This is a genomic window from Myxococcus sp. MH1 (genome assembly GCF_059738865.1).
This window is the reverse complement of record NZ_AP026947.1, coordinates 7,568,713-7,588,050: the sequence shown is the minus strand read 5'-3', so window position 1 is coordinate 7,588,050 and position 19,338 is coordinate 7,568,713. Positions and strand designations below refer to the sequence as shown.

14 protein-coding genes are annotated in these 19,338 nt (G+C 69.9%); 10 read left to right on the top strand and 4 right to left on the bottom strand.

The genetic code is table 11. From position 1 onward, the window contains the following. Position 1 precedes the first annotated feature (1 nt). Both AC6JA9_RS29655 and AC6JA9_RS29650 read right to left on the bottom strand, forming a co-directional pair. A complete protein-coding gene (locus AC6JA9_RS29655) occupies positions 2–1,288 on the bottom strand; it encodes a M16 family metallopeptidase (RefSeq protein WP_426730342.1) in 1,287 nt (428 codons plus the stop codon). Further along, on the bottom strand, positions 1,285–2,829 hold the full coding sequence (locus tag AC6JA9_RS29650) for a sensor histidine kinase (RefSeq protein WP_426730343.1): 1,545 nt from the start codon (positions 2,827–2,829) through the stop codon (positions 1,285–1,287). Before AC6JA9_RS29650 ends, AC6JA9_RS29655 begins: the two co-directional genes overlap by 4 nt. 260 nt (positions 2,830–3,089) lie before the next feature. Between AC6JA9_RS29650 and AC6JA9_RS29645 the strand changes: the two genes are divergently transcribed. Together AC6JA9_RS29645 and queD are read left to right on the top strand one after the other, a co-directional pair. Next, a complete protein-coding gene (locus tag AC6JA9_RS29645) occupies positions 3,090–4,877 on the top strand; it encodes a serine hydrolase domain-containing protein (protein ID WP_497958199.1) in 1,788 nt (595 codons plus the stop codon). Positions 4,878–4,951: 74 nt separating this feature from the next. Further along, positions 4,952–5,350, top strand: coding sequence for a 6-carboxytetrahydropterin synthase QueD (gene queD, locus AC6JA9_RS29640; protein WP_141332869.1), 399 nt, complete (start codon positions 4,952–4,954; stop codon positions 5,348–5,350). A 1-nt stretch (position 5,351) separates the two neighbouring features. On the opposite strand, the gene AC6JA9_RS29635 is transcribed toward queD, so the two are convergent. Continuing rightward, positions 5,352–6,131: an SDR family NAD(P)-dependent oxidoreductase gene (locus tag AC6JA9_RS29635; protein WP_497958198.1), complete on the bottom strand. Its 780-nt coding sequence runs from the start codon at positions 6,129–6,131 to the stop codon at positions 5,352–5,354. Positions 6,132–6,288: 157 nt separating this feature from the next. Then, complete coding sequence (locus AC6JA9_RS29630) at positions 6,289–7,125, bottom strand: dihydroneopterin aldolase (RefSeq protein ID WP_267700184.1); 837 nt, start codon at positions 7,123–7,125, stop codon at positions 6,289–6,291. Between the two features lie 271 nt (positions 7,126–7,396). Between AC6JA9_RS29630 and AC6JA9_RS29625 the strand changes: the two genes are divergently transcribed. The 8 genes from AC6JA9_RS29625 (at position 7,397) to AC6JA9_RS29590 (ending at position 19,246) form a co-directional block, all read left to right on the top strand. Next, a complete protein-coding gene (locus AC6JA9_RS29625; RefSeq protein ID WP_497958197.1) occupies positions 7,397–8,785 on the top strand; it encodes a hypothetical protein in 1,389 nt (462 codons plus the stop codon). A 785-nt stretch (positions 8,786–9,570) separates the two neighbouring features. Further along, positions 9,571–10,632, top strand: a complete 1,062-nt coding sequence (locus tag AC6JA9_RS29620) for an efflux RND transporter periplasmic adaptor subunit (protein WP_223745588.1) — start codon at positions 9,571–9,573, stop codon at positions 10,630–10,632. Then, positions 10,629–13,814 carry an efflux RND transporter permease subunit gene (locus AC6JA9_RS29615; RefSeq protein ID WP_497958196.1) on the top strand — a complete coding sequence of 1,062 codons (3,186 nt, stop codon included), beginning with the start codon at positions 10,629–10,631 and terminating at the stop codon, positions 13,812–13,814. Before AC6JA9_RS29620 ends, AC6JA9_RS29615 begins: the two co-directional genes overlap by 4 nt. A gap of 654 nt (positions 13,815–14,468) precedes the next feature. Further along, complete coding sequence (locus AC6JA9_RS29610) at positions 14,469–14,789, top strand: putative quinol monooxygenase (protein ID WP_223745861.1); 321 nt, start codon at positions 14,469–14,471, stop codon at positions 14,787–14,789. Positions 14,790–14,840: 51 nt separating this feature from the next. Next, the gene (locus AC6JA9_RS29605; RefSeq protein WP_497958195.1) at positions 14,841–15,620 is read left to right on the top strand and encodes an SDR family oxidoreductase; all 780 of its coding nucleotides are present in this window, start codon (positions 14,841–14,843) and stop codon (positions 15,618–15,620) included. Between the two features lie 42 nt (positions 15,621–15,662). Then, entirely contained in the window at positions 15,663–17,153 is a 1,491-nt protein-coding gene (locus tag AC6JA9_RS29600) for an aldehyde dehydrogenase family protein (RefSeq protein WP_497958194.1), read from the top strand. Between the two features lie 4 nt (positions 17,154–17,157). Then, on the top strand, positions 17,158–18,282 hold the full coding sequence (locus AC6JA9_RS29595) for a metallophosphoesterase (RefSeq protein ID WP_497958193.1): 1,125 nt from the start codon (positions 17,158–17,160) through the stop codon (positions 18,280–18,282). Next, the gene (locus tag AC6JA9_RS29590; RefSeq protein WP_267700189.1) at positions 18,275–19,246 is read left to right on the top strand and encodes an AraC family transcriptional regulator; all 972 of its coding nucleotides are present in this window, start codon (positions 18,275–18,277) and stop codon (positions 19,244–19,246) included. The genes AC6JA9_RS29595 and AC6JA9_RS29590 overlap by 8 nt, the downstream gene beginning before the upstream one ends. Positions 19,247–19,338: the final 92 nt, after the last annotated feature.

Genomic DNA, 19,338 nt, shown 5'->3' with positions numbered 1-19,338 from the left:
CTCACGGGAGTCCCGGGGCCTCGGCCACCACGCGCTCCAGCGCCTTGAGGCCCTTGCGCTGGCCCACCGCCACCACCGTCAGGTTGTCGCGGCGGAAGTAGCGCCGCGCCACCTCGCGCACCTTCGCGGCGGACTGCGAGTCCACCAGGTCCGCGCGGTGGTCGAAGGTCTCCGGCGTGCGGAACAGCTCCGTGCCGCCGAACCACCCGGCCAGCTCCCCCGGCGAGTCCTGGGAGAACTCCAGCAGCATCCGGTGGCGGCGCTTGGCGCGGCTCAGCTCCTCCTCGCCAATCTCCGTGTCGCACAGCTGGGCAATCACCCGCAGGGACTCCTCCACCACCTGCGAGGCCTTCTCCGGGGCGCTCGCCGCCTCCACCTCGAACAGGCCCGCGTCGTGGTAGCCGTCCAGCGAGGCGTGGACCGAGTACGCCAGGCCCCGCTTCTCCACGATTTCGAACGGCAGCCGCGAGGACAGGCCGTCATCCAGCACGCGGCGGAGAATCTGCAGCGCGGGGTAGTCCTCGTGCTGCTCCGGCACGGCGCGGAAGTTGAGGCGGAACTCCGTCTGCGACTCGTCGTGGGTGACGAAGTGGAGCAGCGGCCCGGGCGCGCCGCGGGGCGGCGGCGTCTCGGAGCTGGCGGGGCCTCGCGGCAGGTGGGCGAAGGCGCGCTCGGCCAGCTCCAGCACCTCTTCGCGGCGCACGCGGCCCGCGGCCGTGACGACCAGGTTGCCGGTGACGTAGTGCTGGGCGAAGTGCTCCAGCACCTGCGCGTGCTTCAGCGCGGAGACGGAGTCGCGCGTGCCGGCGATCTTCTGCGCCAGCGGGTGCTGGGGGAAGAGCAGGTGCTTGGACAGGTTGTCCAGGTCGATGTCCCGGCCCTTCTCGTCCACCTCGTCGAGCATCTCCTCGAGGATGATCTGCCGCTCCACCTCCATGTCCGTGAGGCGGGGGCGGGTGAGCATGTCGCCCAGGATGTCCATGCCCACGCGCAGGTGCGCCGGGTGCAGGGGCGTGTAGTAGTAGCCGTGATCCCGGGTGGTGACGCCGTTGAGGTTGCCGCCGACCTCCTCCACGGCCGCGTTCATCCGCACCGTGTCCGGCCAGCTCTCGCTGCCCCGGAAGAACAGGTGTTCCAGGTAGTGGCTGACGCCGTTGTTGGCGGGCGTCTCGTGCCGGCTGCCGGTGCGGACGTAGATGGCGAGCAGGGCGGTGTGGAGGTGGGGCGTCTCGACGGTGACGACGCGCAGCCCGGAGGGCAGCACGTCCCGATACGGTGTGAAGCTCATGCGCGAGGAAGCCTTAACACGAAGGCCGTCCCCTGGCCGGGAATACTCTGGCAGGAGAGCGAGCCCCCGTGGGCCTGGAGGATTTGCTGACTCACCGCGAGCCCCAGGCCGGTGCCGCCCTCCTTGGTGGTGAAGAACGGCTCGAACAGGTGCTGTCGCACCTCCTCCGTCATCCCCTGGCCGGTGTCCTTGACGGTCACCTCCACGTCCTGCTCCACGGGGCGGGTGGCGATGGTGAGCTGGCCGCCGTGGGGCATCGCCTCGCGGCTGTTGCGCAAGAGGTTGAGGAACACCTGGCGCAGCTGCCCCTCGTCGGCGAGCACCGGGGGCGTGGTGGGGGCGAACTGGCGCACCACCTCCACCCCCGCGCGCGTCAGCTCCTCGCGGGAGAAGTCCAGCACGCCGTCCAGCACCGCCGTCACGTCGCGCGGGTCCAGGTCCGGCCGCTGGGGGCGGGCCATGCGCAGGTAGTGCTCGGTGACGTCCGCCAGCCGGTCCACTTCCCGCGTGACGGCGGAGAGCAGATCTCTCACCTCGCCGGACTCGTCGGGGGTGGGGAAGGTGGCGCGCTCCACCGCGTCCCCCAAGAGCTCCACGTTGAGGCCGATGGAGGACAGGGGGTTGCGCACCTCGTGGACGATCTGCGCGGAGACGCGGCCCACGGCGGCGAGCTGCTCGGCGCGCATCAGGGCCTCCGCCTGCGCCTTGATCTGCGCCTCGCGGGCCTGGAGTGAGCGGGCCATCTGGTCGAACTCGCGCGCGAGCACGGCCACCTCGTCGTGTCCGCGCACGCCCAGCTGCGCGCTGTAGTCGCCCTTGCCGATGCGCGAGACGCCCTCGATGAGCGTGCGCACGGGGCGCAGCGTGCGGGCCGACCACGCCGTGGCGCCCAGGCCCAGGAGGATGGCGGCCACCGAGAGGCTGATGATGGCGATGCCCGTCTGGCGCTCGCGCTCCTCGGCGCCGTCCACGCGCTCGCGGATGCGGTTGGACAACGACAGGCGCAAGAGCCGCAGCTCGCGGCCGATGGCGTCCTCCATGGTGAGCACGTCCGCGGTGGCGCGGTCCACCGCGGCCTTGTCCGGCGCCTGGGTGCTGAACGCGTCGAACACGCTCTCCGCCGCGCGGCCATACTCCTGGTAGCGCGAGTCCAGCTCCGCGAGCCGGGCCTCCAGTTCACCGATGAAGGGAATCTCGCTCTCGGGGGCCATCTCCCGAAGCTGCGTGGCGCGCTCGCGCGTGGCGGCCAGGCGCTGGGAGATGAAGGCCGTGGGCACGTAGACGCGGGCCAGGCGGATGATGGCGCGGCGGATCTCCGCGCTGTCCTCCTCCAGCATGCGCGCGGTGTGGCGCTGCTGGTTGGCGTGGTTCATCTCCATCTCCGCCGCGTCCTGGGAGAGCTGGAGGTAGCCCTGGCTCACCAGCCGTATCTCCAGCCGGTTGCGGTGCAGCTCGGCCACGCTGAACAGCGACACCAGGCCGAAGGTGACGAGCACCACCGCGTAGCCCAGGAAGATGCGGGTGGCGAGGGAGAGCTTCATGCGCGCGTGGACCGTGCACGGGTCCTGGCGCCATCGCTACGCAACCCGGACCCCGGGCGCAAGCAAAGCCGTCCTCCCGCTCGCCCTCCCGTGGGGCGGGCCGCCATCCAGACCTCCGGAGTCATGGCGCGAAAGGATAGCCCGGCCCCGGGATGGGTGGGGGGCGGGGACGTTTCTGTAAGTCGGTTGCAATCAGCCGCCGGGGTCCGCCGTAAGGCCCTACGGGCCTTGCCCCCTCGCTCGTCCACCCAGGAATCTTGATGAATTCCTCCCTCTCCCTGGGCGCCTTGCTGGCGCTCTTCTCCCTGTCCCCCACGGCCCGGGCCGCCGAGCCGGCCGCGCCCCCGAAGCCCCCCGCCCAGGCCCCCGCGGCCGACGCGGCGGAGAAGCTGATGGGCATCTGGTCGGCGGACCCCGTCTATGGGCCCGAGGTCCAGGGCGAGCTGACGGTGTTCCGCGAGGGCACCACGTGGCGCGCGCGAATCTCGGGCTACGAGGCCACGGGCCAGGTGGAGAAGGGCGCGCTGACGCTGGCCTTGCCGGGCGGACAGGGGACGTTCCGGGCCACGGTGGCGGCGGATGGCCAGGAGCTCAGGGGCCACTGGGTGCAGCCGCGCGTCATGGTGGGTGGCGTGCGGTACGCGACGCCGGTGGCGCTGCGCTCACTGCGGAAGGGCGTGTGGCGCGGGACGGTGACGCCGTGGGCGGACCGCTTCACGCTGTACCTGGTCGTCTACAAGAAGCCGGATGGCGCCATCGCCGCGTACCTGAGGGACCCGGAGAAGGGCTTCGGAAGGCAGTTCGCGCTGAACGTCTCCGTGCAGGGCAGCGCCGTGAAGCTGGTGGACCCGCGCGGGCCGACGACGTTCGAGGGCACGCTGGATGAGAACTCGGGCCGGCTGTCGGTGCCCATCTTCTTCCTGGGGAACCTCCAGTTCACCCGTCGCGAGCGGGACCAGGCGGTGGGCCTGTATCCGCGCACGCCCGCGCCGGGGGCGTACGTCTACCGTCCGCCCGTGGCCGAGCAGGACGGCTGGGCGACGGCGTCCCTGTCCGACGTGGGCATGGACGCGGCACCCATCCAGGCGTTGATGCAGCGGCTCCTCGACACGGAGGTGGGCCCCGGGCCCGCGCAGCGCGTGCAGGGCGTGCTCATCGCGCGCAAGGGCAAGCTCGTGCTGGAGGAGTACTTCTACGGCTACGACAAGGAGCGGCTCCACGACTTGCGCTCGGCGTCCAAGACGCTGGCGCCGGTGCTGGTGGGCACCGCCATCCAGAAGGGCGCGAAGCTGTCTCCGCAGACGCCCGTCTACTCGATGTTCCCTGGCCATCAGCCGAAGGGGCCCCAGGACGCGCGCAGGGCGGGGCTGACGCTGGAGCACCTGATGACGATGACGTCGGGGTTCGACTGCGACGACGACAACGAGGAGACGCCCGGCAACGAGAACAACCTCCAGAATCAGGAGGGGGACTGGTACGCGTACACGCTGGACCTGCCCATGGCTCGGGCGCCGGGTGAGACGCAGGCGGTGTATTGCTCGGCGGGCATCAACCTGGTGGGCGGCGTGGTGCGCAACGCGACGGGCACGTGGCTGCCCGAGCACTTCGCGCGCACCGTGGCCACGCCGCTCCAGTTCCGGCACTACGCGATGAACCTGATGCCAGACGGGGAGGCGTACCTGGGCGGCGGCCTCTACGCGCGGCCCCGGGACGCGCTGAAGCTGGGGCAGCTGTACCTGTCGGGCGGCGTGTGGAACGGCAAGCGTGTGGTGTCCAGGCAGTGGGTCGAGCGCTCCACCGCGCGGCACTCGGTGATGAGCCCCGAGCGCACCTACGGGTATGCGTGGTGGCGACACGAGGTGCGCGTGGGCGAGCGCGTCTACGCGGAATACGAGGCGGGCGGCAACGGCGGGCAGTACGTCATGGTCATCCCCGAGCTGGAGCTCACGGTGATGTTCACCGGGGGCAATTACGGGCAGTTCAACGTCTGGAAGACCTTCCGGGAGGAATTGCTGCCCCGATACATCCTCGCGGCCGTGCGGCGGTAGGGGCGGGGGAGGGGGCGTCGGGCCTGTGTCTTGGCTCGACGCCCAGGGCGGAACGTGGGTAGAAGGCCGGTGCAATGGAGCCTGTTTCGAAGCCCAAAGTCTCGCTGGTGACCGAAATCTCGAGGGAGTTCACCTTCGAGGCCGCGCACTTCCTCCCCAACGTCCCGCCGGGGCACAAGTGCTCGCGCGTCCACGGGCACAGCTATCGCGTCGAAGTCACCGTGCGCGGTCCGGTGGACCCCCACTACGGCTGGGTGGTCGACTTCGCCACGCTCACCGAGGCCTGGCAGGCGATGCACGCGCAGCTGGACCACCGGCTGCTGAATGACGTGCCGGGGCTGGAGAACCCCACCAGCGAGCTGCTGGCCGCCTGGGTCTTCAGCAAGCTGAGCTTCCCCACCGCGAAGGTGGTGAAGATTCGCGTCGCGGAGACCTGCACGTCTCAGTGTGTCGTCTATCCCGAAGAGGGCTGACTCACTCGCGCAGCAGCAGCCCGCCGTCGAGCACCAGCTCCGTGCCGGTCATCCAGGACGCGCCCAGCAGGTGGCGCACGGCCTCGGCGACGTCCTCCGGATGGCCCAGTCTGCCGAGGGGATGCAGAGAGCGCAGGCCCGCGAGCTGGGCCTCCTGACGGCGGGTGTACTCCTCGGGCGGTGGCGTCGCCTCGCCCGGTGCGAGCCTCACCTCGCGCACCATGTCCGTCTCCACGACTCCGGGCAGCACCGCGTTGGCGCGGACGCCCCGGGCCGCGCCCGCCAGCGCGAGGACCTTCATCACCTGGAGCAGGCCCGCCTTCGCCGCGCTGTACACCGCGCTGGTGACGATGGGCCGCGTGGCCAGCGTGGACGCGACGAAGACCTGCGCGCCGCCGGGCTCCAACACCTCCAGCGCCTGCTCACCCAGGCGCAGCGGCGCGATGAGGTTGATCTCCAGCTGGGAGCGCAGCGCGTCCTCGCCGATGTGTCCCGGCGGTTGATGCACCACCTGGCCCGCGCTGTGGACGAAACCGTCCAGCCCGCCCAGCAGCTCCGCGGCCCGACGCAGCAGTCCCTCGCGCTCCTTGGAGGACGACACGTCACAGGGCAGGGCGAAGGCTTGTCCTGGCCACGCGCGTGACACCTCGTTGAGGACGTCCGCGCGACGACCCGTCACGACGACGCGGCCACCCGCGCGCAGCAGGGCCTCCGCCACCGCGCGGCCGATGCCCGTCCCGCCTCCGGTGATGAGTACCTTCCGGGTGCCTGTCGGCGTCATGAGCAGCGCTCCCAGCGCACGTCCACCTGTGCGCGGCGGTCGCTCACGGTGACGGGCGTTCCGGCAGGGCTTGCGTCACCTGGAAGGGCGTCGTTCGAGCGGGAGTCTCTCCTCGGTCCTTCATGCCCGGTCAGGTGCTCGTCCGTTGCCACCGCGCTCATGACCGCGTCCCCGTCGAGGACTCCGAGGCGACCAGCTCATCGTGCGGATAGTAGGAGGTGCCCGTGACGGGTGTCAGACCCTCGGCGGGGGCCTCGGTCTCCACCTCGTCCGACGGGATGAAGCCGGGCTTGTCGACACAGAGCACGGTCTGCTCGGTGGACGAGGGGTTGTCGTAGCGATGCGGGAAGCCGCGCGGCCAGTGGAACGCCTGTCCCCGGGCCACGGGCCGGTGTTGCAGGTGCAGCCCTCCGCCCAGCACCAGCTCGCTCTCCTCCATCTTCTGGTGCACGTGCGTGGGGATGTGGCCTCCGGGCCTGACTCGCAGCCGGTAGACGCCGTAGCCCGTCCCCTCGTGGATGATGTCCACGCGGCCGAAGGACTTCTCCTCCTTGCCGTACACCATCTCCTGCGCGCTGCGGTGCACCTGGAGCGAGGGAATCGCCAGCCCGCCCAGCGCGTGGGGCTTGGTGACTCGCACCGTGGCCGCGTGGACCTGAGCGCGCGGCACGTCCTCGGTGGGGGGCGCCAGCACGTAGCGGCAGATGGCCTCGGCGGCGGACTCGAGCAGCTCGAAGCGACACGACTCCAAGAGGAAGCGCAGCTCCCCCGCGAGCCGGCCGTAGTTCACCGTCTGCGAGAGCTTGCCGCCCGCCGCGGCGCGCGTGTCCAGGAACAGCGCCACGTCGACTTGCAGCGGCTGGGCGGAGATGCGCTCCCGATTGAAGATGCCCACGATGCAGTCCACCGTGAGGCCCCGCACCTCGATGACGTCCAGAGGTCGGCCCTCGGCCGTGGTGATGGTGGGGGGATGGAAGGCGTGCTCGATGCTCATGGCTGTCCGGGAATGTAGGCCGCCCATCGTCCGAGGGAAACGCGGACGAGGGCTCCCGTCTCCTCAGTAACAGGCCGGGGTGGTGAAGGCACTGCCGACGGGCTCCCTGGCCGTGCCCCAAGCGGCGTCCGGGCCCCCCTGCCTCCGAGGCCCCCGGTGTGGTCGTCCCGAGGCGCTCGTTCCTGTTTCCCGGCTGGAGGTGCAATCCAGTGGCATCGAGTCCTCCAGGTCCTGGCCTCGGGGGCGCGAGTTGCGCGATTCTGCGCGGTACATGCTCCTCGTCCTCCTGGGTGTGCTGCTGTCCGCGAAGCCGGCGCCGGCCGCGAAGGTCTTCGTGCCGTGTCCCCAGGCCACGCCCGAGTGGAGCGCGGCCCACGAGCGCCTCGTCGCGCTGGACGCGAAGCTGGAGTCGCTGCCCGACGGAGCCGACGGCAAGCCAGGCGTGACGGCGCTGCGCGAGCTCTTGTCCTCGCGCTGCTTCGAGCTGAGCCGCGAGGTGGACGAGCCGGTTCCCGCGGACGTGTCGCTCCTGGCCCTGAAGGACTGGTGGCGTCGGGGCGGGCGCACGTGGGTGGAGTCCTATCTGGAGCTGGGCAAGCCGGGCGTCCGCACGGTGGTGTTGCCACCGACGGTGCGTGCGGTGCTGATGCTCGACACGGTGAAGCCGGACCACAAGCTCGCGCCGTGGCTGTGCGCCATGGGGGACAGCGCCTGTGTAAGGGAGACCGAGCCCTGGGTCGTCCGGGCCGAGGCGGCCTTCGCCGCCCACCGGGAGAAAGAGGCGAAGCATCTCGCGAGCGTCGTGGATGCGGCCACCGCCGATGAGGGCTTCGGACCCGCGTTCTGCGAGAAGGAGGCCCGCAAGAAGTCCAAGCGCTGGCGATATCCCGCCTGGCGCTTGTGCCTGTCCAACCTCGGGGCCTCGGTGGAACTGCTCCCGCTGGCGGGCTTGCGAGTCCCCTCGGAGGGCTGGCTGGTGTTGCGCGGGCGTCGCGGGCACTACTCCTTCTGCGACGAGGTGCGCGCCTACCACCTGGGCACGGGCACGGCGTGGGTGTCGCAGAGCTGCAGCGAGCTGGCCCTGTACGAAGACGCGGAGCACATCGGCAAGGTCGACGTGAAGACCACGGACGCGAACCGGAAGGCACGCGTGGCGGCGGGGACGGTGAGTCGCGACGGGCTGCGAGAGCTGACGTGGATGCTCCTGTTGTCGGGCGAACTCGACGACGTACGGCGGCTCGCCCCCATCCGGCAACGGGTTCCCGAGGGCTTCGCCATCGAGTGGCGGGAGCTCCCCGACGACTTCACCACCGTGGGCGGCGTCTCCGGGGGCGTGGTGTGGGGCAACACCGGGCAGACCGTCCTCCGGTGGTCGTGGTTCCCTCCCGAGCGTGGCGAGCCGCTCTCGGGAGATCTGACCTGGCCCGAGGCCTCGGACCCCGGCGATGACCATGCGGACTCCTTGGTGGAGGCGCTCGAGCAGACCTTCCAGGCGGGCTGTCCGACGCGCCCCGTGCCCGTGGACCTGCTCGACTTCACCCGTACGACCACCGTCAGTCGGGTCGACGCCCCCGAGGGCGTGGCCCAGGTCCAGGATGCCCGTGTCACCGCCCTGCGCGAGTGGACGCCGCCCCCGGGCTGCACCGTCCCCGGCAGGTGAGGCCCCGCGAGATTGCGTTGCGCTCCGGGGCGCCGGGCAATTAGTAATGGGATATGTTGCAAATTACCTCGGCGGTGAGGCGCGCCGCGCCTCGGGCGTTCCGTTCATCGGGACGCTGTTGTCCCTCCATGTGTCGTTAGCGTCGTCATCGGACCTCGCGCGGAGGGCCGGGCCATCTCACGGGTCCGGTGCGTCGCGCCGTCGGCTCCGAGCTCCTCGATAGGTACCGCCGTCCTCCCATCGGTGACGCGTGCACCGGAGGGTCGACGTGTGCCTCCACACCCCAGTGTGTCGCCTCCGGCGGCCCTTGCGCCGAAGGGGTGACGTGCGCGTCGTCTCCCGTCCTGTCCGCTTGAGTCCATGACGTCGTAATCCCAGCCACCTCCATGTCCTCCGCCGGCGACCTCGCGCGCCGGACGGCAGACGTCCGTGAAGTCGTAGCCCCAGACACCCCTGTCCCCCGTCGGCGACCTCGTGCGCCGCACGGGAGATGTCCTCGAAGACGCATTCCTAGAGCCACCCCAGTCCCCCGTCGGCGACGTCGCGCGCCGCACGGCGGACGTCCGTGAAGTCGTTCCTCGTCCTGTCACTCAGGGACCGTCGGCGGTGGGCGCGCACGAGCGCGAACGCCACCGGTGTGTCCCGACCCTTGGAAGAAGTCGGAGTCCCCCATGAATTGGAAGCGTGCAGCAGTCGGAGGGGCCCTGTCCCTCCCTCTCGTAATCGGTGGTCTGGTCCTTGCGCGGAGCGAGAGCGCGGATGCGTCCGCTGGTGGTGGCGCGAAGATGGCGGCGGCCCCCGTCGTCGCCGCGGAGGTCGTCACCCGGCAGGTCGCCGACAGCGCCGAGTTCACCGGCACGCTGGCGGCGGTGCAGAGCGTGGAGCTGCGGCCTCGCGTCGGCGGCTACATCGACTCGGTGCGCTTCGCGGAGGGCGGGCTGGTGACGGCGGGGCAGGTGTTGTTCCAGCTCGACTCGCGCACCTTCGAGGCCGTGTTGGACAGGGCTCGCGCGGACCTGCGTCAGGCCGAGGAGCGCCGCACGCTGGCCGACAAGCGGTTCGAGCGCGGCGAGAAGCTGGTTGCCGAGCAGGCCATCTCCCAAAGTGACTTCGACGTGCTGACGGCGGAGCGCGCGGAGTCGCGTGCACGCGTCGAGTCCGCCAAGGCGGCGGTGCGAGGCGCGGAGGTCGACCTGCAGGACACGCGCGTGCGAGCGCCCGTGAGTGGACGGGTGGGGCGGGCGGTGGTGACGCAGGGCAACCTGGTCAGCAGTGGCGCGCTGCTCACGACCATCGTCTCGGTGGAGCCCTTCTACGTCTACTTCGACGTGGACGAGGCCACGTACCTGCGCTTCGCGGGCACGACGTCCGGCGCGCGCGGGAAGGATGGGCGCGTCAACGCGGTGCCGGTGCGCGTGGCGCTGACGGGGGACGAGGGCTTCCCGCGCGAGGCGCGGCTCGACTTCCTGGACAATCAAGTGGTGGCGGGGACGGGCACGGCGCGAGCGCGCGCGGTGCTGCCCAATCCGGACGGGAAGCTGACGGCGGGGCTCTTCGCGCGGGTGCGGCTGGAGACGGGCGCGGCGCGGCCCACGGTCCTCATCCAGGACCTGGCGGTGGGCACGGACCAGAAGGGGCGCTACGTGCTGGTGGTGCGTCCGGACCAGACGCTGGAGCAGCGGCGCGTGGAGCTGGGGACGACGGAGGGCGGCCTGCGGGTGGTGCGCTCGGGGCTGGCGGCGGGTGAGAAGGTGGTGCTCAAGGGCCTGGCGAGGCCGGGGATGGCGGTGGCGCCCACGCTGGTCGCCATGGCCGGCTCCGAGCACGCCGAGGGGGCGCGGCCGTGAAGTTCGCGCACTTCTTCGTCGACCGGCCCATCTTCGCGGCCGTGTTGTCGGTGCTGCTCCTGATTGGCGGCGGCCTGTCGTTGTTCCAACTGCCGTTGAGCGAGTACCCGGCCGTGTCTCCCCCCACGGTGGTGGTGCGAGCGGCCTATCCCGGCGCGGACCCGGCCGTCATCGCGGAGACGGTGGCCGCGCCGCTGGAGCAGGAGATCAACGGCGTGGAGGGCATGCTCTACATGTCCTCGCAGGCGACGAGCGACGGCCGGGTGGCGGTGACGATTACCTTCGGCATGGGCGTCAACCCGGACACCGCGCAGGTGCAGGTGCAGAACCGGGTGGCCCGCGCGATTCCGCGGCTGCCGGCGGAGGTGCAGCGGCTGGGCGTGCTCACGGAGAAGTCGAGCCCGGACCTGCTGATGGTGGTGCACCTGGTGTCCCCGGAGGGGAAGCAGGACCCGCTCTTCCTCTCCAACTACGCGGTGCTCCAGGTGCGGGACGTGCTCCAGCGCGTGCCCGGCGTGGGCAGCGTGAACGTGCTGGGCGCGGGTGAGTACAGCATGCGTGTCTGGCTGGACCCGAGGTTGCTCGCCGCGAGAGGCCTCACCGCGAGCGACGTGGTGGCCGCCATCCGCGAGCAGAACGTGCAGGTGGCCGCGGGTGTCATCGGTCAACAGCCGGACGAGCGCTCCGCGTTCCAGCTCACCGTCACCACGCAGGGGCGGCTCACGGAGGAGGAGCAGTTCCGCGACATCGTGGTCAAGGTGGGCGAGGAGGGCCAGGTGACGCGCCTGCGGGACGTGGCCCGCGTGGAGCTGGGCGCGAGCTCCTACTCCGTGCGAGCGCGACTGGACGGCAAGTCGGCGGTGGCCATCGGCATCAGCCAGGCGTCCGGCTCCAACGCGTTGGATGTGTCCGCGGGCATCCGTGCGCGGATGACGGAGCTGAAGGAGGCCTTCCCCCAGGGCATGGAGTACAAGATTGCCTACGACCCGACGCTCTTCGTGCGCGCGTCCATCCGCAACGTGGTGACGACGTTGTTGGAGGCCGTGGTGCTGGTGGTGTTGGTGGTGCTGCTGTTCCTCCAGACGTGGCGCGCCTCCATCATCCCGCTGGCCGCGGTGCCCGTGTCGCTGGTGGGAACAGCGGCGATCATGCAGATGCTGGGCTTCTCGCTCAATACGCTGTCGCTCTTCGGCCTGGTGCTCTCCATCGGCATCGTGGTGGATGACGCCATCGTCGTCGTGGAGAACGTGGAGCGGCACATCGCGCAGGGCGTGAATCCGAAGGAAGCGGCCCGCAGGGCGATGACCGAGGTGACCGGTCCCATCATCGCGATTACGTCCGTGCTGTCGGCGGTGTTCGTCCCCACTGCGTTCCTGGGTGGTTTGACGGGACAGTTCTACCGGCAGTTCGCGCTGACCATCGCCATCTCGACCCTCCTCTCGGCGTTCAACTCGCTCACGCTCAGCCCGGCGCTCGCGGGTGTGCTGCTGCGCGGTCACCACGGTCCGAAGGATGGCCTGACGCGCTTCATGGAGAAGGCGTTCGGCGGGTGGCTGTTCGGGCCGTTCAACCGCTTCTTCGACCGGGCGTCCTCGGGCTACGTGTCCCTGGTGCGCAGGGTGGTGCGCGTCAGCGGAATGGCGCTCGTGGTGTACGGCGGCCTGCTGGTGCTCACGTGGCTGGGCTTCGCGAAGGTGCCCGCGGGCTTCGTGCCGATGCAGGACAAGTACTACCTGGTGGGCCTGGCGCAGTTGCCGCCCGCGTCGTCGCTGGAGCGGACGGACGCGGTGGTGAAGAAGATGTCGGACCTGATGCTGGCGGAGAAGGGCGTGGCCAACGTCGTGGCCTTCTCGGGCATCTCCATCAACGGCTTCGTCAACTCGCCCAACTCGGCCGTCGTGTTCGCCATCCTGGACGACTTCGAGAAGCGACAGTCGCCGGAGCTGTCGGCCGGGGCCATCGCGGGGAAGCTCCAGGGGAAGTTCATGGGCGTGCAGGAGGGCTTCGCGGCCATCTTCCCGCCGCCGCCGGTGCCGGGCATGGGCTCGACGGCGGGCTTCAAGCTGCAGTTGGAGGACCGGGCGGGGCTGGGCTCGCAGGCGCTGTACGAGGCCACGCAGGCCCTGGTGCAGCGTGCGTCCGCGGACCCGCAGGTGATGGGGTTGATGTCGGGGTTCGAGATCAACGTGCCGCAGCTCCACGCGGAGGTGGACCGGGTGAAGGCGAAGCAGCAGGGCGTGCCGCTGGGTTCGGTCTTCGAGACGCTCCAGATTCACCTGGGCTCGCTGTACGTGAACGACTTCAACCGCTTCGGTCGGACGTACCAGGTGAACGTGCAGGCGGACGCGAAGCACCGCATGGAGCCGGAGGACATCGGCCGGCTGCAGGTGCGCAATCCACAGGGTGGCATGGTGCCGTTGGCCTCGCTGGTGGACGTGACGCCCTCGTTCGGGCCGGACCAGGTGCTGCGCTACAACGGGTATCCGTCCGCGGACATCAACGGGGCGGCGGCGCCGGGGGTGAGCACGGGACAGGCGGTGGCGGCGATGGAGCGACTGGCGGCGGAGACGCTCCCCGCCGGCATGAGCTTCGAGTGGACCGACCTGACGTACCAGGAGAAGCTCGCGGGCAAGGAGGGCCTGTTCGTCTTCCCGCTGGCCATCCTGTTGGCGTTCCTCATCCTGGCGGCGCAGTACAACAGCTGGTCACTGCCGCTGGCGGTGCTGCTCACGGTGCCGCTGGCGTTGCTCAGCGCGATTGCCGGCGTGTGGCTGGTGGGTGGGGACAACAACATCTTCACGCAGATTGGGCTCGTGGTGTTGGTGGGGCTCGCGGCGAAGAACGCCATCCTCATCGTCGAGTTCGCCCGGGCGCAGGAGGATGAGGGGATGGGCGTGGTGCAGGCGGCGCTGGAGGCGTGCCGGCTGCGGCTGCGGCCCATCCTGATGACGTCCATCGCGTTCATCATGGGCGTGGTGCCGCTGGCGGTGGCGACGGGGGCGGGCGCGGAGATGCGTCAGGCGATGGGAGTGGCGGTGTTCGCCGGCATGCTCGGCGTGACGCTGTTCGGCCTGGTGCTGACGCCCATCTTCTACATCGTCATCCGGAAGCTCGCGCTGCGCGGCGAGGAGCGGGAGGCCCCGGCCATCCCCGCCGGAGCGACGGGGGCGGAAGGGCACTGACGTCGTTGGAGTTTGTCGGGGGTCGAGGGGCCGTCTTCTCAGGGGGAAGACGGCCTTTCGTGTTTGGGGCGGGGTGCATGGCTCTGGACGAAAGGTGCCGACGTGCGGGGGCGTGCCTGGTTTGGCTGCCAGGAGGTGCACGTGGCGAAGTCAGGGGCGCGGTCCGGTAGGAGGCGGCACGCGACGAAGGTGCGGCGCTCGGACACGGCGCTGCTCATCATCCACGAAGAAGCGCGTCAGTGCATGTCATGGCCCCTTCGGTGAGCGAAGGGCGACGCCCAGGGGACTCTTGTGCGGATGGAGTGGATTCTATCCAGCCATCCGCACAACCCTCACCCCTCGCGCGAGCAGTTGGCGCAGCAGTTCCAGCCAGGGGCACGGCCAGCAAGTGCCCATCCTCGCTGCGCCGCTTGTAGCGGCCCAGGACGGCCTGCGCCGAGCCGCTGGCGCGGGAGCGGGCTGCCAGCGCTCGAAACGACGTGCCCCAGCGGCGCTGGTGCGCCTTGGCGTACTGCTCGGGTTCCGACGCACAAGACGATCTCGAAAAAGATTCAGACGCCGCGTTATGGATCGTCTTGTGGAGGAGGGCTTATTGAGAGGGTGTGGACAACGCGGAGGCCCTGACGGCTCCGACGCTCACCCAGGAGATAAGTGATGCCCCAGGCAAGACTGAAGGCGACCCACGGCTTCCATGCGACGATGCGAGCTCGTCCGGGGCGGGCCGACGCGCTGATCGATGCACTGCTCGCGGGAGCGCCGACGAGCAACGAGAACTGCCTCGTCTATCTCGTGGGGCGCTCGTCGAGCGAGCCCGACGTCATTGACGTCACCGAGGGCTGGACTTCGAAGGAGGCCCACGCCGAGGCGTTCGCGAGCGCGTCGGCGCAGGCGCTGATCGCGAGGCTCGCGCCGCTCGTGACTGACGCCGCGCAGTACCGGGATGTCGTCCCAGTGGGCGGCTCCGTGCGCGGCTGAAGTGAACCCCAAACCCCAAACCCCCAACCCCAACCACCGAAGGAGATTTCCATGAACACCACGAAGACCCTCAAGACTGTTCTCATCACCGGCTGCTCGTCTGGCTACGGGGAGGCGACGGCCCGCTACTTCCACGACCAGGGCTGGAATGTCATCGCGACGATGCGCACCCCTCGGCTCGGCGAGCTGCCGAAGTCCGACCGGCTCCGCGTCCTGGCGTTGGACGTGACGAAGCCCGAGACCATCGCAGCAGCCCTCGAGCAGGCGGGGCCCATCGACGTGCTGGTCAACAACGCCGGCATCGGCGTCGTCGGCGCGTTCGAGGCCACCCCCATGTCGACGATTCGCGAGGTCTTCGAGACCAACACCTTCGGCGTCATGGCGGTGCTCCAGGCCGCGGTGCCTCGGTTCCGCGAGCGCCGGGCGGGCGTGATCGTGAACGTGACCTCGAGCGTGACGCTCGCGCCGATGCCGCTCGCCGCCGTGTACACGGCCAGCAAGCTCGCCGTCGAGGGCTTCACCGCCTCGCTCGCCCACGAGTTGGGCGCCTTCAACGTGAAGGTGAAGCTCGTCGAGCCTGGCTACGGCCCGGGCACGCGCTTCACCGCGAACGGCACCACGCGCATGCAGGGGTTGATCCCCAAGTCCTACGAGGCGTTCGCGCAGCCCATCTTCGCGGCCTTCGCGCAGCCGGGGCTCACGACGACGGCGTCCGATGTGGCCGAGGCCATCTGGCGCGCGGCCAACGATGAGACCGGGACGCTCCATTTTCCAGCCGGGCCAGACGCCGTCGCGCTCGCGAAGTCGGCGTCGCTCATCAAGGTCGCCTGACGTCGGCACCCACTTCAACCTCAACACCCAGGAGAGAACACCATGTCACAGCTCAACGCGGAACATCGTCTCTTCATCAACGGCACCCTCGTCGAGGCCGAGGGCGGCGCCACCTACGACGTCATCAACCCGGCGACGGAGGAGATCGTCGGCGTCGTAGCCGCCGCCTCCGTCGCGGATGGCGACCGCGCCATCGCCGCTGCCCGCCGCTGCTTCGACGAGTCGGACTGGTCGACCAACACCGCGAGGCGCATCCGCGCACTGACGCAATTGCGTGATGGCCTCAAGGCGGTCAGCGAGGAGTGGCGGCGTCAGGTCGTCGCGGAGAGCGGGTGCCCCCTCGCGTTCACGCATGGTCCGATGCTCGACAGCCCGGTGGCGGACATCGACTACTCGCTGAAGCTCCTCGAGGCCTACGACTTCGAGCGCGAGCTCGAGGACCTTGGCTCGCCCATCGGCGGCCCCGCGCGTCGCCTGGTGTGCAAGGAGGCCGCCGGAGTGGTGGTGGCCATCACGCCGTGGAACGCGCCGGTGCAGACCAACATGCAGAAGAGCATCCCCGCGCTGGCCGCGGGCTGCACGGTGGTCCTGAAGGCGGCCCAGAATACGCCGTGGGCGGCGACCATGCTCGGTCGCGTCGCGGCCCAGTGCCCGGACCTGCCTCCGGGAGCCTTCAACGTGCTGACGTCGACGGGGAGCGGCTCGCTCGGCTCGATGCTCACGTCCGACCCGCGCGTCGACGTCATCTCCTTCACGGGCTCGACGGCCACGGGACGTCGCGTGATGGAGAGCGCGTCGAAGACCATCAAGCGCACGCTGCTCGAGCTGGGCGGCAAGTCGGCGATGATCGTCCTCGACGACGCGAAGTTCCCAGAGGCGCTGACGGGCGCGGCCTTCGTCTGCGCCAACGCGGGCCAGGGCTGCGTGCTGAACACGCGCTTGCTCGTCCCGCGCTCCCGTTACGACGAGGCCATCGCGATCCTCGAGCAGATCTACCGCGACGTTCCCTACGGTGACCCGGCCGACGTGAAGAACATCATGGGCCCGATGATCAGCGCGGGGCAGCGCGAGCGCGTGCTCGCCTACATCGAGAAAGGCAAGGCCGAGGGCGCTCGCCTCGTGGTGGGCGGCGGCACGCCGAAGCACCTCAGCAAGGGCTACTTCGTCGAGCCGACCCTGTTCGCCGACGTCGACAACTCGATGACGATCGCGCAGGAGGAGATCTTCGGCCCGGTGCTCGTCGTCATCCCGTTCGATGACGACGACGACGCGGTCCGCATCGCGAACGACTCCATCTACGGGCTCTCGGGTTCGGTCATCTCGGCGTCGCCGTCGCGCGCGATGCGAGTGGCCCGTCGCATCCGCACGGGCTCGATGAACGTCAACGGCGCCTTCTTCTTCTCTCCGAACGCACCCTTCGGCGGCTACAAGCAGTCGGGGCTGGGCAGGGAGAACGGCGTCGAGGGCTTCGAGGAGTACCTTGAGACCAAGACCATCGCCGTCCCCAGCGACTTCCCGCGCCTGGTCGGATGACATCATGGGACGCCTTCTTCCGCTCGTCGTGTACCTCCCCGCCGGCGTCGCCATCGTCGGCGGGATCCACTACTACCTCTGGGCGCGGCTCGTGCGCGACGTGGGCTTCGGGCCGACGACGGCGTTCGGACTGAAGGCGCTCCTCGTGTTCCTCGCGGCGAGCGTTCCGCTCGGCGTGATCGCGAGTCGGCTCGTGCCCTATCGATGGTCGGTCTGGTGGCTCGAGCCCATCTACCTCTGGCTCGGCACCTCCATGCTCCTCGCGATGGGGTTGGCCGTGATGGAGGTGCTGCCCATCACGACGTCCCGAGCGTCGAGCGCGGCTGTCGTCCTGGTGATGGGCCTCGGCGCGGCTGCGTTGGCCGCGCATGAAGCCCGCAGGGTGCGTGTCGAACGCGTGGAAATCCCCCTGCGCAAGCTGCCGCGAGAGTTCGATCGGCTGCGCCTCGTCCAGCTCTCGGACCTGCACATCGGCCAGACGCTCGGGCGCGCGTTCCTCGAGGAGGTCGTCTCGCAAGTGAACGCCCTCGCGCCCGACGCCGTGCTCATCACGGGCGACCTGGTGGACGGCCGCGTCGCAGACATCGCGGCCGACATCGCGCCGCTTGGCGCGCTCACCTCGACCTACGGCACGTTCTTCGTCACCGGGAACCACGAGTACCACGCGGATGCGCCCGAGTGGTGTGAGCATCTTGGCAAGCTCGGCGTCCGAGTCCTACGCAATGAGCACGTCGCCCTCGAGCGCGCCGGACAGGTCCTCCACCTCGCGGGTATTGATGACTACGAGGCGGCGCACTTCGACGTCGGCCATGGCCCCGATCTCGCGCGAGCCGTCGAGGGCCGCGACCGCAGCAAGGTGCTCATCCTCATGGCGCACCAGCCGAAGGCCGTTCAGGAGGCTGTGCGGCACGGCGTCGACCTGCAGCTCTCCGGGCACACGCACGGAGGCCAGTTCTGGCCACTGCGTTGGCTGCTTCGGGCGGGCCAGCCCGTCGTCGATGGGCTTCGCAGGGTGGGAGACACGCTCGTCTACGTCAGCCGAGGCACGGGCCACTCAGGGCCACCCATGCGGCTCGGCGTTCCGCCGGAGATCACCGAACTCGTGCTGAGGAGTGAAGACGATGTATGATGTCGAAATGGCAAAACGTTCGCCAGCGTCCGACATGCCGCCGCCCACGCACGAATCCTCCGACCCGCTCGCGGCTGTCATCTCCCTGCTCCGTCCGCAGACAGTCTTGCCCAAGGTCATCAGCGGCGCGGGGCAGTGGAGTGTGCGGTACCCGGCGCACAACGAGCCCGGCTTCTGCATCATGCTGGAAGGAACATGCTTCCTTGATGTCGACGGCGTCGACGGGGTGCAGCTCGAGGAGGGCGACTTCGTGCTCCTGCCTTCGACGCCGGGCTTCACGATGTCGAGCGCCCAGGGGCTGAAGCCGAGGCTCATCACCGCGGCGGACGGCAACGAGCTACGGCACGGTACGCCCACGGGCCGCCCGACGATGCGCCAGCTCGGCGGCTACTTCCTCGTGGACCGCGCGAACGCGAGTCTCCTCGAGAAGTTCCTGCCCGTGATGATCCTCATCCGCCGCGATGATCCTGGTGCCGTGCGTCTGCGGCGGCTCGTCGAGCTCATCGCAGACGAGGCGGCGACCCGTCGAACGGGGCGTGCGCTGATCCTCGAGCGGCTCGTCGAGGTGCTGCTCGTCGAGGCGCTGCGCCTTCGACCCGCGGAAGCGGCGGGGCGGGAGACGGGCTTGCTCGCTGGCCTCGCTGACCCTGACCTTGCGCGTGCCCTTCGGAAGATGCACGCCGACGTCGCGCACCGGTGGACCGTCGCGGAGCTCGGACGTGTCGCCGGCATGTCGCGCGCGGTGTTCGCCGAGCGATTCGCGAGAACGGTGGGCATGCCGCCGATGGAGTACCTGCTCGAGTGGCGCATCGCGATCGCCAAGGACGTCCTGCTTCGCGAGCACACGCCCCTTGCCGAGCTCGCCGAGAGGATCGGCTACCAGTCGGCAAGCGCCTTCAGCGTCGCGTTCTCGCGTCACGCCGGGTGTTCCCCGAGCGGGTTCGCGCGCTCGATGCGCGCGTGACCGTAGGCCCGCGAGGGGCCGTCTTCTCAGGGGGAAGGCGACCTCTCGTGTTGGGGGCGGGGTGCACGGTTCTGGACGAAAGATGCCGGCGT

Excerpts from the sequence above, each read along its gene's own strand:
- AC6JA9_RS29655 (WP_426730342.1), bottom strand. The coding sequence starts at position 1,288 with ATGAGCTTCACACCGTATCGGGACGTGCTGCCCTCCGGGCTGCGCGTC.
- AC6JA9_RS29650 (WP_426730343.1), bottom strand. The coding sequence starts at position 2,829 with ATGAAGCTCTCCCTCGCCACCCGCATCTTCCTGGGCTACGCGGTGGTG.
- AC6JA9_RS29645 (WP_497958199.1), top strand. The coding sequence starts at position 3,090 with ATGAATTCCTCCCTCTCCCTGGGCGCCTTGCTGGCGCTCTTCTCCCTG.
- queD (WP_141332869.1), top strand. The coding sequence starts at position 4,952 with ATGGAGCCTGTTTCGAAGCCCAAAGTCTCGCTGGTGACCGAAATCTCG.
- AC6JA9_RS29635 (WP_497958198.1), bottom strand. The coding sequence starts at position 6,131 with ATGACGCCGACAGGCACCCGGAAGGTACTCATCACCGGAGGCGGGACG.
- AC6JA9_RS29630 (WP_267700184.1), bottom strand. The coding sequence starts at position 7,125 with ATGAGCATCGAGCACGCCTTCCATCCCCCCACCATCACCACGGCCGAG.
- AC6JA9_RS29625 (WP_497958197.1), top strand. The coding sequence starts at position 7,397 with ATGCTCCTCGTCCTCCTGGGTGTGCTGCTGTCCGCGAAGCCGGCGCCG.
- AC6JA9_RS29620 (WP_223745588.1), top strand. The coding sequence starts at position 9,571 with ATGGCGGCGGCCCCCGTCGTCGCCGCGGAGGTCGTCACCCGGCAGGTC.
- AC6JA9_RS29610 (WP_223745861.1), top strand. The coding sequence starts at position 14,469 with ATGCCCCAGGCAAGACTGAAGGCGACCCACGGCTTCCATGCGACGATG.
- AC6JA9_RS29605 (WP_497958195.1), top strand. The coding sequence starts at position 14,841 with ATGAACACCACGAAGACCCTCAAGACTGTTCTCATCACCGGCTGCTCG.
- AC6JA9_RS29600 (WP_497958194.1), top strand. The coding sequence starts at position 15,663 with ATGTCACAGCTCAACGCGGAACATCGTCTCTTCATCAACGGCACCCTC.
- AC6JA9_RS29595 (WP_497958193.1), top strand. The coding sequence starts at position 17,158 with ATGGGACGCCTTCTTCCGCTCGTCGTGTACCTCCCCGCCGGCGTCGCC.
- AC6JA9_RS29590 (WP_267700189.1), top strand. The coding sequence starts at position 18,275 with ATGTATGATGTCGAAATGGCAAAACGTTCGCCAGCGTCCGACATGCCG.